Below are 13,746 nucleotides of genomic sequence, written 5' to 3' on the forward strand. Positions count from 1 at the left end.
TTCCTTTTTGCTCTATTTCATATTTGAATTACATGTTATAATTTGGAAAAAATATATTCTTAATTTTCTGATATTAAAAAGGTGGTAGATACTGTATGAGTACATTAAAGAAAATTACTAACAATATCTCGAAGGTTATTATAGGAAAAGATGAATCTATTGAACTTGCAGCTATAGCCCTTATAGCAAAAGGGCATATTTTATTAGAAGATGTACCTGGGACGGGAAAAACAACATTAGCGAAAAGTTTAGCGAAAAGTGTGGACGCTAAATTTCAAAGAATACAATTTACAGCGGATACTTTGCCTGGAGATGTTATTGGTCTTGAATATTTTAATGTAAAGGAATCGGATTTTAAAACGAGATTAGGACCTATTTTTGCAAATATAGTATTAGTCGATGAAATTAATCGAGCTGTACCGAGAACACAATCTTCGTTACTTGAAGTTATGGAAGAACGTACTGTTACGATTGCGAAACAGACACATTCATTACCAGAACCTTTTTTAGTTATTGCAACGCAAAATCCACTCGAATCAGCAGGTACATTTCCTTTACCTGATGCTCAATTAGACCGATTTTTACTTACGATTCGACAAGGTTATCCTACGAGGGAAGCAGAAAAGGAAATGATGAATCGTTTTCAAAAGAATGATCCGCTAGATACGTTACATTCTATTATTTCAGGTGAAGAAATTATTATGATGCAAAAACGCGCAAGGGATGTGCTAGTAACAAATGATGTGCAAGATTATCTCCTTGAAATCATTGAAGCAACTCGTAAGCATGAGCTAATTGAAATTGGAGTAAGTCCGCGGGGGACGTTGGCATTTATGAGAGCGATTCAAGCACGGGCAATATTAAATGAAAGAGATTATTGTACGCCAGATGATATAAAACTACTAGCTGCATCCGTTTGCGCTCATCGTTTAACGTTAACGATTGAGGGAGAGATGAAAACGACGAAAGAACAAATCATGAAAGAAATTCTTCATACGATTAGTGTGCCAGTGGAGAATGTACGATGAATCAACAGCTTGTGTATACACCTTTAGCGGAGCCTTTCGTAATGGGAGTTATGTCAGTTGTAGCCGTTATTTTAAGTGTATTTTCAAGTAATCTATTGTTTTTATCTCTCGTATTTTTGTATGTAATTTTAATAGGTGCGATGCATGTATACATGCGTAAAGTATCTCGTGTTGAATGGGAATACAGTCAGGGGAATTCAAACGTTTTTATAGGTGAAACGAATACGTGTAAAATTAAAATTTCAAACAAGTCGATATTTCCTATTCTTAATATCGTATTTCGATTTAAATGTGAAAATAAGCTAACTTGGAATCATGATGAAATAAATAAAAATTATAGTACAGGTTCAAATTATTATATGAATTTTAATTTAAAAGGAAGAGAGTCAGTTTCATTTGATTTACAAGCTGTAGCGTTAAAAAGAGGAATTGCGAAATGGGAAGAAGTTGAAATTGTTATTACTGATCTCTTTGGATTCATAACGAACCATATAACATATAAACAAGTTGATACGCCCTCCTATTTAGTCTTACCAGCTGTTCCGAAAATGCAAGTTCCTGAATTACAAGAATGGTCACGGGGATTTCGAAAAGCGATGTCTTCACCGCTATATGATGAAACGAAAGTAATGGGAGTGAAGTCTTATGAAAATGAAGATTTTCGTTCCATCCACTGGAGTGCAACAGCGAAAACAGGGACGATAACTGCGAAAAAGTACGAGCGAACACAATCAGATAAATATGCGATTTATCTCAACTTGCAAAATAAAAGTGGTGTTTCTTTGCGAAATGATACAGAAGAATTAATTGAATTAACGGCAGGCATATGTAAACAACTGCTCATGCAAAACTGTTCATTTGAAGTATGGATCAATAGTGTAAAAGATAACGGTTTGCTACATATAAAAAATGGGGATAATCGGAAACATTTGCAAAATGTATTAAAGGTACTTGCCTCAATATCGAATCAGGACACGCCAGTATCTTCTTCTTATTTTTACACAGCAGGTTTTCGTCGAAAGAAACTGGATGCGGTTCCTTTAATTATTGGTACTTCACCAAAGAAATACAGTAGAACGAATAAATGGATTGTAATTAAAGAATAAGAAGGGGCTTATGTCATGGTTAATAAAGCGCGGCATATGAAAGTGAAGTTATGGAGTGTTAGAGTTTTAATGCTACTTTTCTTTACGGTTAGTGCGATAACGTTATCACAAGGTGTGGTGCATTTGCAAGACATAGTAAAAGAACGTTTTTTTAATAAGACGGAGACAATGTTGGAAAGAAATTATGATTTTACTAGTATAAACGAACAGTTTGATGAGCCTGAAAGAATTATAGATGAAGAAACAGGAGTTGTAGATACAAGAACGAAAATAGATAGGAAAATCCCGCTTTTTAAACGGGAGAATTCATGGAGTGATGTGCTTTCTGTGCTTTCAAATTCATGGATTAGTATAGTTTTTTATGTAGTTATTGCAGGGGTAATTATATATTTTCTTTATAAATCCGTTAGGAAAAAGTTAACGAAACCAGAAATAGAACAGGAGAAAAAATCGGTAACAAAAGAAAATACGGTAAGAACCGAAAATAACAAGAAAGTCATTCATCAGTTAGAACAGTCGTTACCGACAGATACGATAAGAAAAACGTTAGTTGAATGGGAAAGAACATTACCATTTCATGAACAGAGAAGGTCCTATGAAACGATGCAACAGTGGTTAAAAAGAATTAGTAGAACGAGAAATATTACTTCGTTATATGAGTCTGTTCGTTATGGTGAAAAGACGTATACGGATTTAGATGTGGAAAAAATAATGAAGTGGGTAGAGGGAGATGGGAAGATGAATATATAAATATCCACCTTTTCTTTTTTTTATACGTAAATTTGATTAACATGAATTATTTTCTTATATGAAACCGTCTTCAAATAGGAAAACAAAATTAACTTTATTTACTTATACTTCATTACATGTTAACCTATACTTAATTTTTATAAATTATAATTAATTTTTAAGTTTTTTAAGGGTGTGAATGTGTAATGAAATCGGTATTAAAAAGCATACTTATTTCCTTTGTTTTTTCAGCAGTAGGTATGTGTTGGTTACTGTTCTTATTATTCAAAGGGGACGGAGACTGGTTATTGTCTTGGATAGGCGTATTAATGGCATATTTATCTTTATTCACTTTAATAGATTTATATTGTAAAAATACATACGATAAAAAAATAAGTAAGTGGCTTATAAAAACAGCGGTGACTAGCTTTAGTTTTGCTGTATTAGGAATCTCATTTTGTATCATACACGAGCTATTAACACCATGGAGTCTCAGTTTAATGGTGTGGTATTGGTTGGTAATGTTAGTTTTATTTTTAACAACCATAATATCGTTAGTCAGTCTCGTATTTGTTAATCGTAAAAATCATAATTTCACCGGTGTATATAGAATACTTATACTTCTAAATGTACTGCTTACGTTAGGACCAGTATTATGGCCACTATTACTTTCTATTATCGGAAATGGTATGAACGCTAGTGCAGGATGGTAAAGGTGAATAAACTAAAAAGTTGATATAGGGTTTTAAGTATGTAAGAGAACGTGTTTTCATAAATTGAAAACACGTTCTTTTTTATTTTCATACATTACTTTTTCCCATTTGGTCGTCTAATTTTGAAAGTAAGTATTTCGTAAGGAATGGATAAGAAAAAAGAAAGTTTTATCATTTAGGATTAAGGTATAACTTGAATCAATACGATTTTAAAAGAGGAGAGAACCTTATGAAAAAATGTACTTCAATAAAGTTAGGAAGTTTGGCAGTGTTAATAGCGAGTACTACTCTATTCACACCAGGTTTTACTGTGAAAGCAGAGTCTACTCAAAATATTTCTAATTTGTCAGAAGCAAATCATCAAAAGAATCGGAATGGTTGGAAACAAGTAATGCAGGAAACGGTACAGCTTGGAACACCAGGTATATTAGCTAAGGCTTTTAAAAACGGAAAAACTAGTAGCTACACTGCTGGCGTGGCGGATTTAAGTACAAAGAAATCGATGAAATCGGATTATCGTTTTCGGATTGGTAGTGTGACGAAAACTTTTACTGCTACGACTGTTCTTCAATTAGTAGGAGAAAATCGTGTGCAACTTGACGATCCAATTGAAAAGTGGCTACCGGGTCTCATTCAAGGAAATGGGTATGATGGGAATCAAATTACGATACGTCAACTTTTGAACCATACGAGTGGTATAGCTGAATATTTAAAGTCAAAAGACGCTAACATTATGAATTCGAAAAAAACGTATACAGCAGAAGAAATAGTGAAAATAGGACTTGCTCTACCACCAGATTTTTCGCCAGGTAAAGGTTGGTCGTATTCAAACACAGGATACGTAATACTAGGAATGCTTATTGAAAAAATAACTGGTAATAGTTACGCAGAAGAAATCGAAAAGCGCATTATTGAGCCTTTGGACCTATCAAATACGTTTTTACCAGGTAATTCACCCGTCATCCCAGGAAAGAATCATGCTCGAGGGTATATGAAAATTGACGAAACAAGTGAATTGAAAGACATGACGTATTATAATCCGAGTTTAGCTAATTCAGCGGGAGATATGATTTCAGATGCGGACGATTTAAATAAGTTCTTTTCATCTTTACTTGGTGGCAAGTTACTAAAGGAAACTCAGCTAAAAGAAATGATGACAACAGTTCCTACAGAAAGAGAAGACATTGGTCATGGATATGGTCTTGGAATCTATGAAACTAAACTTCCAAACGGTGCTTCAGTTTGGGGGCATACAGGAGGAATTCCTGGATTTACTACTTTTGCTGGTGGAGTAATGGGTGGCAAACATACATTGGCTGTCAGTACTAATTCTTTAGGTGTGATTGATATTGGTACACAGTTTAATAAAATGATGCAAATTGAATTTAAGAAATAGATGAATAGAATGCGAATAGGCTCCTGCTGTAAAGGACAGTATTAGCATTCCTAGTATGACATCAAGTGTATTTCAATCGTATAGTTTAGTATGAAAAAAGGATGTCGGTTACACGACATCCTTTTTTATTGAGAATCAAAGAAGTATGTTTTGAATTTTGAAAATTGTTATTTTTGCAATCGTTCCATATAATGAAGGGTATAGGGGTTATACAGGGGAGTTATGAATGGAAAATACTTTAGTTTGTTAATTGTTTTTATTTTAATAAATAAAAGTAAATTGATTTGGAGTGAAATACATTGGGAGAAAATCAGTTTAGATGGAGTAACACACAATTACGAGAACATGTTGAAGTAATAGACGGCAAAAGAAGTCCGCACATTTTATTAAAGAATGCAACATACTTAAATTCCTATATGCGCGAGTGGGTGCAAGCAAATATTTGGATCTATGATGACCGCATTGTATATGTAGGAGAAAAACTACCAGCGCAACTACATGAATGTGAAGTCATTGATTGTGATGGAAAGTATGTAGTTCCTAGTTACATAGAACCGCATGCACATCCATATCAATTATATAATCCAGAGACTTTAGCGAATCATGCGATGCAATTTGGGACAACGACTTTCATTAATGATAATTTAACTTTATTTTTCACATTACAACGTGAAGAAGCATTTCGTTTATTAGATGAATTTGAAAAGATTCCAGCAAGTATGTATTGGTGGTGTCGTTTTGATGGACAAACTGAATTGCAAAACGGGGAATCTTTATTTAATCGTGAAGAAATAATAGAGTGGCTTAAGCATAAAGCAGTTCTTCAAGGCGGCGAGCTAACAGCGTGGCCAAAGTTATTACATGGCGATGATGAAATGTTACATTGGGTGCAGGAAACGAAACGATTACATAAAAAAGTAGAAGGACATTTTCCAGGAGCATCTGAAACAACTTTAGCGAAATTAAAACTGCTAGGTACAGATTGTGATCATGAAGCGATGACAGGGCAGGAAGCTTTCACCCGTCTTATGCAAGGTTACACTGTTTCCCTTAGGAATTCTTCAATTCGTCCAGATTTAGAAGTTTTACTGAAAGAATTGCTGGAACTAGGAGTAAAGCAGTTTGATAGATTCATTCTTACTACAGACGGCTCACATCCTTCGTTTTATGAAAGTGGCATGACAAACGTAATGATATGTACCGCGATAAAACAAGGAGTGCCTATAATAGATGCTTATCATATGGCAAGCTATAATATCGCTCGTTATTATAATATGGAACATATACATGGTTCAATTGCGACAGGTAGAATTGCTAATATTAATATTTTGGAAAGTAAAGAAAACCCAGTTCCAATAAGCGTAATTGCAAAAGGGAAATGGGTGAAGCTTGACGGAATAAACAAAAATGAATCATTACAAATAGACTGGAGTAAATTCAAAGTAACTCCATTATTATTAAACTGGTCTATAGAAAAAGAGGATATGATTTTTTCTCAAAAAGTGGGTATACAATTATTAAATAACGTTATAACTAAACCATACACGACTGAAATTGATTTAAACCGTGATGAACTTTCTTTAGATCATGATGAGTGTTTTCTTATGATGATTGCTCGTGATGGTACTTGGCGAGTGAATACAGTTGTAAAGGGGTTTGCGAAAGAACTAGGTGGTCTTGCTAGCTCTTATTCTGGTACCGGTGACATCATTCTTATTGGGCAGAATAAAGAAGATATGCTTACAGCTTTTCATAGAGTAAAAGAGCTTGGCGGGGGAATGGTACTAGCTGAAAAGAATGAAGTATTACACGAAATCGCATTACCATTGCTCGGGATTATGTCTAATTTAAAAATGAATAAATTAATACAGGAAGAGAAACAGTTGGTGAAATTACTAAAAGAGCGTGGTTACGCGTATGACGATCCGGCATTTACCATTTTATTCTTTTCTGCGACGCACCTGCCTTTTATACGGGTAACACCTATAGGACTATATGACGTAAAAAGTAGTAAGGTAATTGCTTCACCAGTGAATTTGATAAAGCAATGTTAATATGAAAGGCCCTATAAAAGTCCAATTTATAGGGCCTTTCACATTGTTAGCATAAGAATATTGTGAGCCTCAAATAATATAGTATCTAAATTACTTGAGGTGAAACGTAAGTATGAAAAAAATATTGTATATTTTAAGTGTATTTATATTATGTGTATCTATTCAACAAGTTGTACATTCTCAAACAGATGCACCAGAGCTATCTTCTGATTGTCTTGAAAAAAGGAAAATTCGAGATGACAAGCATGTGAAAAATATAATAAGTGACATTAAATCCACATTTAATTTAAATATTGATGAACATAGTTTTTGGGAAGTAAGTAAAAGAGATCTGGAGGCTGCCCATTTGATGTATGGTGGAAAGGAAAATGACTCTTATTATAATTCGCTAACTAAAATTTATGATAGTGGTGGATTTAGTGAGCAGCCTAGTTTATTTGTGAGTGCGCAAGAAGCATTTTTACTTTATAAAGAAAAAGATAATATCAATGTAATGAAACACTTAAACCTAGATGTTGAAAAAGGGGAATGGATCGTTATAGAAACGAAAAAGAAGAAAGGGAAAAAAGTGAAATTCAAGCCGTTAAAATGTGAAAAAGATTATTTAAAAAAGAGAAATGAGTACCATAATGTAAAATGAAATAACTTAATTTTGGGTGCGAAAAAATTCATTAATAATTGTAAATGAAGCGGTAGAAATTACTAGTAATTTCGCCATAAAAAAACGTCATTATTTATTTTTAAAATGACGTTTTTTTATATACTTAAAGCTTTTGCAGCGCACTTTCAATCCTCTTTACCAACTCGGCAGACACTTTATGAAAATATCCTAAAACGACCTTTCTAATATCATCAGAGATAACTTTCAAATCACTAGCTAAGTTTTTAGCAAGATGTTCTTTTTCTATAGGTTTTAACTTCGTATAAAATTCAGTAGGCTGCGTAAAGTCATCCTGTTTCGTAATAGAAGTTCTTTCAAGTTTACCTTCAACGTATCTTCCGTCACCGCTCGTTATTTGATTAGCAGGTGTCCAATTTTGCTGTTTGTTAATCGCCAATTTGCGAAATTCGGAACCAATTCTTCTTCTTTGAGAATCACTGTAAATGTTAGCACGCCCTTGCAGCATTTTATCATCTGATAGTTCTGCACCGTCTAGTAAATTAGAAGGGGAGAAGGCGACTTTTTCTACTTGCTCCATATAATTTTCAGGATTTTTATTTAATACCATTTTGCCTACTGGTATAAGAGGATACTTCTTTTCATCCCATACTTTTGTATCATCTAAAGGGTCATAAGAAAGATGCGCTTCATCTTTCGGATCCATGAGCTGGACATATAAACCGTATTCTACTGGTTTACCATTTGCAATTGCATCATATAAATCTTTCCCGCTATAATCAGGGTTTTCAGCAGCCAGTTTATTCGCTTCCTCACTAGTAATGTATTGTACACCTTCAAAGGGGTACCAATGATACTTTACATACTTTCGATTACCTTCTGCATTTCTCCATACATATGTATTAACACTATGTCCTGGGATGTGGCGAAGACTTTTGGCCGTACCAGCATCAGAATATAAATGGACAACGAAATGAATGGATTCAGGCGCTCTAGCGACAAAGCTCCAAAATCTATTCGGGTCTATTAAGTTATTTATAGGTGAAGGTAACAACGCTTGAATCGTTTCAGGGAAACGCATCGGATCACGAACGGAAAAGACAGGGATGTGATTACATAAAAGATCGAAAATGCCTTCTTCTGTATAAAACTTTGTAGAAAAACCGCGTACATTTCTAGAAGTGTCAGGTGTTCCTTTCGTACTAACGGCTAATGAAAATCGCACCATAACAGGAACTCTCGCATTAGAATGTTGTAAAAAACGTAGTTTAGTATGTTCAGACATTGGATAGATCGTTTGAAAATAACCGAACGCACCAAATCCTTTTACATGAACAGGTCTTTCTAAAATTTTTTCGTGAATAAATTCTTGTAGCGTCTCGTGAAGTACACTATCTTGCTTTAGAACAGGTCCACGTGAACCAACTGTTTGTGAGTGAAGTATAGCTTGTTCAGTACGTTCTCTATTTTCATTAAAGTCATTCCCTAGTAAAGATTGCCCCTGTTTATCATAGTTTTCATCCATCTATATAGCCTCCAAATCTTTTTTGTCCATTGTTACTAAATATGATTTCATAGCCTTGATTATGTATGACACGCAAAGTCCAAACTAGTAACAGACCGCTAGATGAAAAAAACGTGTATGTAGTGGACCTGTTGAAATAGAAGAAATTATGGAAAAATGAATATCGGGAAGAAAATAACAATTAAAATTTCAATCTTAAAAATGAATTTATACATGACTTTATAGAGAATGAACAGAAATAAACAGGGAAAATAACTAGGAGGAATTTAAAATGTCGGATTGGTTTCAATTAGATAAAGAATATATGATGCCTACTTACTGTCGTACGAAGGTTGCGATAGAAAGAGGAGAAGGGTGCAAGCTTTATGATGTGGATGGTAAAGAGTATGTAGACTTATTTTCTGGTGTCGGAGTGAACGTATTAGGGTATAACCATCCGAAAATCGTGCAAACGACAATGGAACAAGTTACGAAATCATTGCATCTTCCATTTCATTTTTTAAATCCAGTTGCGATTGAATATGCAAAGAAATTAGTTGATTGCTCTTTAAAAAACGGAAAAGTCTTTTTTACAAACTCAGGTACGGAAGCGACAGAAACAACGTTGAAATTAATTGATAAATATAGAGCTAATACGCATGAGGAACGTGAAGGAATCGTAGTGTTGAAGAATAGTTTCCACGGGCGTACGTTAGGAGCACTTCATTTTACGAGACAAGAAAGTGTATATCAAAATTTCCCTAAAACATCGATTCCTGTATATGAAGTAGAGCGCGAGAATATAGGACAATTAGAAGAAACAATTGTTAAAGAAAATCCAATTGCGATTATGCTAGAGCCAGTGTTAGGAAGCGGGGGGATATATCCTTTATCAAGTGAATATTTACATGGTGTTCAAAACTTATGTGAAAAATATAATGTCATTCTTATCGTTGATGAAGTTCAAAGTGGTATGGGGAGAACTGGTAAACTATTTGCTTATCAAAATTTCAATATTACTCCGGATATTATTCAAATTGGTAAGGGAGCAGGAGGCGGGATACCGCTTGGCGGCATTATTGTAGGTGAAAAATTATGTGATGTATTTGCACCAGGAGATCACGGCACAACGTTTGCTCATTCTTCAATGGGAACGGCTTTAGGGTTAACGGTATTAAACACATTGATTGACGATGGTTTAATGCAAGAAGCGTATGAAACGTCACACTATCTAAATGATAAATTGCAAGAAATTCAGAAAGAAAATTCTTATTATATTCAGGAAGTACGCCATGCTGGTATGATGTTTGGAATTAGTTTGAATGATACGAATGAAAATGTAAAGAAATTACAGGTAGAGCTAATGGAGAAAGGGATGTTAGTTGATGTTACACAAGGGAACATCATCCGTTTACTTCCTCCATATATAATTAAAAAAGAAGAAATTGATGCATTTATTACTCAATTTATTTCTTGTATGGATAAAGTTGCTGCTGTAGTAAGTGCTTAAAAGTTAAAAGCTAAATTTTATATAAAGCGCACTCTAATTGTTAAAAATAGTTTTACAATTGGGGTGCATTTTTTATAGTTGAATTTTGTAAAATACAGTTGTTGGTAAATGATAACGAAAAAAATAGAAGGAATTTCATTATATTTGATACATGATTGAATGATATTTTACTGTTGAAGAAAAGAGAAAGTAAATATAAAGATAGTAGATAAAACGAGTGGTACTAACAACGAGTGATAGAACGTTTTGAAAATAATAGCATACGAATATATATAAAATAAGAATGAGGTGATATATTGGAAAATAATGATATTCAATTTACTTCTTTACAAATGAGAACGGATAAATATGGTTGGGCTGGTATTCAATATGCAAATAAAAAGCAAGCCATCTTATATACTCGAAACGGAGGAGTAGAATGGGATGTTGTTAATCCTCTAAATTCAATTGTATTATTTGTATATCCAATAAATGCTCGAAGCTCTTGGGCATATGGTTTAACAAAAACGAATGACAATTTATTGCCAGCTATATTTTATACAGTTAATAGAGGGGAAAGATGGAGTGAGTTTATTTTACCGGTTGAAGAAGATTGGGAGAAATCGACTGATGTTCAAGTGCAATTGCATGCTACGAATATGGATAGTATATGGATTGTATTATCTAGAAAGCTTGCATCAAATAAATTTGAACATAATTTATACTATTTGAAAATGAAAGGGAAAGCTTGGAAAGTAATAAAAAATATAAGTATTAGTGATAGTATTTCAGGGACAACATTTATAAACGATTTAGTCGGATTTATTTCATTACAAAAACAATATGAAACATCAACGGTATTTAAAACAATAAATGGTGGGGAAAGTTGGCAAGCTATAAAAGATATTCCAAGTCTTGAAGGAATTAATACTGGGACTGCTATGGCTTATAAAGCAATCTATAAAAATAACCTATTAGTAATACCAACTAAAATGAATGATGACAAATTTTTAATGAATTACTCATTTGATAAGGGGAATTCGTGGCATATTTCAAATAAAACAATAAATACTAGTAAAGTGGCTGTTTCGTTTTTTAGTTCCTATTATGGCTGGGTTATAAATAGTGAAAATGGAAGTGTGTATCAAATAATAAAAAAAGAATCAAAATGGATCAAAGTATCAAGTAATCCATTGTTAAAAAATGTATTTTGTTTGCATTTTTTTAATCGGCGTAAAGGTTGGGCGTGTAATAAAAAAGAAATATTTAATACAAAAGATCGCGGTATAACATGGAAAAAGGTAGTATGTAAAATTAATAATATTGATAAATTAGTTTAAAAGAGTCCTAAAGAAATTAGGGCTTTTTTTGTTTTTAAATGGGGATTGTTGTAACACACAATGATAAGAGGAAGGAAGCGAGTGTAGAACTTATATTTTCAAAAATAGACGGTTGTTTTTACACAGTATAATTCACTGTTGAATATGTTAATAAAGTAGCAAATTCATAGGAAATGGTATTAATATTTTATGTCACATGATGTGCAAAGGGGGAGTGTAGTGAAATCGTTAACGGTTATTATTTTGTATAGTGAAAGAGCGCAAATATTAGAAGAATCAATTCAATCTATATGGAAGCTAAATCCTCTTGAAATTATAATTTTAGTTCCTAACGATAGAAGTAATTTGTATGAAATAGCAAAGAAACATAAATGCCATATTGTTTTGATGGATAAATATAGTACGTATTATGATGGGTATGAAGCTTCTGTAAAGGTAGCAAAAGGAGATGTATTGTTATTTGTAGATAGTAATTCTTTATTATCTTCAAATGAAATGAAGAATTTTATTGAGCCAGTCATTACAAATCAGGCTGATGTAGTATTAAACAAAATAGATAAATTTATCGAAGTTGGTAAATGTCCAAATATGGATATTGTTTGGAGAAAAATGTTAAATGAAATTTTATGTCGACCAGATTTAAAAAGCAATTCAATATTTTCATTACCATATGCACTTACGAAAGAAGTAGTGGTAAATATCGGCTTTGGTTATATAAAAGATATCGTTCTAGCCCATATGAACATAGTGAATCAAGGCTGGCGGATTAACGATCAATATGCAATAAAAACGTTATCTGAAGATGAAATGTTAGAAGAAGAAGGGTATTTATTAAAAAAAGAATTATCAGAAAATGAAAAAGAGAAAGTGGAAAAATATTTAATCGGTATTTCTAAATGGATAGAGAAAAAAGGAAGAAGAGTAGGGTTTACTGATGCAGGAAAAAGAAGAGATATTATTCAAAGATTAGGTGAAAGCAAGCAGTATCCTTCGTATCATCGAGGTTGGGGAATGCATTCTTCAATTTATGACGGGAAACAACTATCTGTCATTATACCAGTGCAAAATGAAGAAGAGACTATAGAACAAGTAATACTTGAGGCAAGAAAAATAGAACCGCTAGAAATAATTGTCGTTGTAAATGGTTCGACAGATCAAACGGCCAATATTGCTAAAAGACTTGGTGCTACTATTATTGAATATAACGAACGACTTGGTCATAATGTTGGACGTGCTATTGGAGCGCTTGAAGCTACAGGAGATATTCTTTTATTTATTGATGGTGATTTTAGTGTTTCAGGAAGTAATTTGCATCACTTTACAAAAGCAGTTTCAGCTGGTGTAGACATAGCATTAAATGATTTGAATCCGATGTTAAATCCTCCGTTTTATGTTGTAGACGTCGTAAAGTATATGCTTAATTTAGCATATAATCGTCCAGAATTAAGTAATGGCTCATTAGTAGCGATTCCACATGCTATGAGTAGATCATGTTTAGATGCAATAGGCTGGGAAAGTTTACTATGCCCTAGTCTTGCACAAGTAAAAGCTATATTACAAGGGTATAGAGTAGAATGTGTACATTACGTTGATGTTGTAAAACCGAATAGAATTCGTTTAATGGAGAATGTAAGTCATAATGGACATCCTCCAGCGGTATTAAGAATAATTGGTGATCACGTTGAAGCTCTCTCTTACTTAATAGAACACCTTGAAATAGATGGAAAGGGTGATTAAACTGTTAGACCAATACAAAAAAATTAACATT

At 33.3% G+C, this 13,746-nt stretch carries 11 protein-coding genes; 10 read left to right on the plus strand and 1 reads right to left on the minus strand.

Annotation, left to right across the window (positions count from 1 at the left end):
• Nucleotides 1–95: 95 nt before the first annotated feature.
• The 7 genes from QEP67_RS12715 to QEP67_RS12745 all read left to right on the plus strand — a co-directional run bounded on the left by QEP67_RS12715 (nt 96) and on the right by QEP67_RS12745 (nt 7,666).
• Nucleotides 96–1,028, plus strand: a complete 933-nt coding sequence (locus QEP67_RS12715) for a MoxR family ATPase (protein ID WP_048566150.1) — start codon at nt 96–98, stop codon at nt 1,026–1,028.
• Nucleotides 1,025–2,134 carry a DUF58 domain-containing protein gene (locus tag QEP67_RS12720; protein WP_016087357.1) on the plus strand — a complete coding sequence of 370 codons (1,110 nt, stop codon included), beginning with the start codon at nt 1,025–1,027 and terminating at the stop codon, nt 2,132–2,134. Before QEP67_RS12715 ends, QEP67_RS12720 begins: the two co-directional genes overlap by 4 nt.
• A gap of 15 nt (nt 2,135–2,149) precedes the next feature.
• Complete coding sequence (locus QEP67_RS12725) at nt 2,150–2,884, plus strand: signal peptidase II (RefSeq protein WP_353706600.1); 735 nt, start codon at nt 2,150–2,152, stop codon at nt 2,882–2,884.
• Nucleotides 2,885–3,069: 185 nt separating this feature from the next.
• Nucleotides 3,070–3,576 carry a DUF3902 family protein gene (locus tag QEP67_RS12730; protein WP_000843825.1) on the plus strand — a complete coding sequence of 169 codons (507 nt, stop codon included), beginning with the start codon at nt 3,070–3,072 and terminating at the stop codon, nt 3,574–3,576.
• Nucleotides 3,577–3,805: 229 nt separating this feature from the next.
• Entirely contained in the window at nt 3,806–4,972 is a 1,167-nt protein-coding gene (locus QEP67_RS12735) for a serine hydrolase domain-containing protein (protein ID WP_353706601.1), read from the plus strand.
• Between the two features lie 299 nt (nt 4,973–5,271).
• The gene (locus QEP67_RS12740) at nt 5,272–7,026 is read left to right on the plus strand and encodes an adenine deaminase C-terminal domain-containing protein (RefSeq protein WP_353706602.1); all 1,755 of its coding nucleotides are present in this window, start codon (nt 5,272–5,274) and stop codon (nt 7,024–7,026) included.
• 112 nt (nt 7,027–7,138) lie between these two features.
• On the plus strand, nt 7,139–7,666 hold the full coding sequence (locus QEP67_RS12745; protein ID WP_000723225.1) for a hypothetical protein: 528 nt from the start codon (nt 7,139–7,141) through the stop codon (nt 7,664–7,666).
• 124 nt (nt 7,667–7,790) lie between these two features.
• On the opposite strand, the gene QEP67_RS12750 is transcribed toward QEP67_RS12745, so the two are convergent.
• Nucleotides 7,791–9,170 carry a catalase gene (locus QEP67_RS12750; protein ID WP_048566154.1) on the minus strand — a complete coding sequence of 460 codons (1,380 nt, stop codon included), beginning with the start codon at nt 9,168–9,170 and terminating at the stop codon, nt 7,791–7,793.
• A gap of 271 nt (nt 9,171–9,441) precedes the next feature.
• Between QEP67_RS12750 and QEP67_RS12755 the strand changes: the two genes are divergently transcribed.
• The 3 genes from QEP67_RS12755 (at nt 9,442) to QEP67_RS12765 (ending at nt 13,715) form a co-directional block, all read left to right on the plus strand.
• Nucleotides 9,442–10,659, plus strand: a complete 1,218-nt coding sequence (locus QEP67_RS12755; RefSeq protein WP_064473318.1) for an aminotransferase class III-fold pyridoxal phosphate-dependent enzyme — start codon at nt 9,442–9,444, stop codon at nt 10,657–10,659.
• Between the two features lie 296 nt (nt 10,660–10,955).
• Entirely contained in the window at nt 10,956–11,978 is a 1,023-nt protein-coding gene (locus QEP67_RS12760; protein WP_353706603.1) for a hypothetical protein, read from the plus strand.
• Nucleotides 11,979–12,197: 219 nt separating this feature from the next.
• Nucleotides 12,198–13,715, plus strand: a complete 1,518-nt coding sequence (locus QEP67_RS12765; protein WP_098056997.1) for a glycosyltransferase — start codon at nt 12,198–12,200, stop codon at nt 13,713–13,715.
• The last annotated feature ends 31 nt before the right edge of the window (nt 13,716–13,746 follow it).

This window comes from Bacillus cereus group sp. MS39, assembly GCF_040448665.1.
In the GTDB taxonomy this organism is placed as follows: Bacteria; Bacillota; Bacilli; order Bacillales; family Bacillaceae_G; genus Bacillus_A; species Bacillus_A wiedmannii.

Coding starts and splice junctions, on each gene's coding strand:
- QEP67_RS12720 (WP_016087357.1), top strand. CDS start 1,025: ATGAATCAACAGCTTGTGTATACACCTTTAGCGGAGCCTTTCGTAATG.
- QEP67_RS12755 (WP_064473318.1), top strand. CDS start 9,442: ATGTCGGATTGGTTTCAATTAGATAAAGAATATATGATGCCTACTTAC.
- QEP67_RS12735 (WP_353706601.1), top strand. CDS start 3,806: ATGAAAAAATGTACTTCAATAAAGTTAGGAAGTTTGGCAGTGTTAATA.
- QEP67_RS12730 (WP_000843825.1), top strand. CDS start 3,070: ATGAAATCGGTATTAAAAAGCATACTTATTTCCTTTGTTTTTTCAGCA.
- QEP67_RS12715 (WP_048566150.1), top strand. CDS start 96: ATGAGTACATTAAAGAAAATTACTAACAATATCTCGAAGGTTATTATA.
- QEP67_RS12725 (WP_353706600.1), top strand. CDS start 2,150: ATGGTTAATAAAGCGCGGCATATGAAAGTGAAGTTATGGAGTGTTAGA.
- QEP67_RS12745 (WP_000723225.1), top strand. CDS start 7,139: ATGAAAAAAATATTGTATATTTTAAGTGTATTTATATTATGTGTATCT.
- QEP67_RS12750 (WP_048566154.1), bottom strand. CDS start 9,170: ATGGATGAAAACTATGATAAACAGGGGCAATCTTTACTAGGGAATGAC.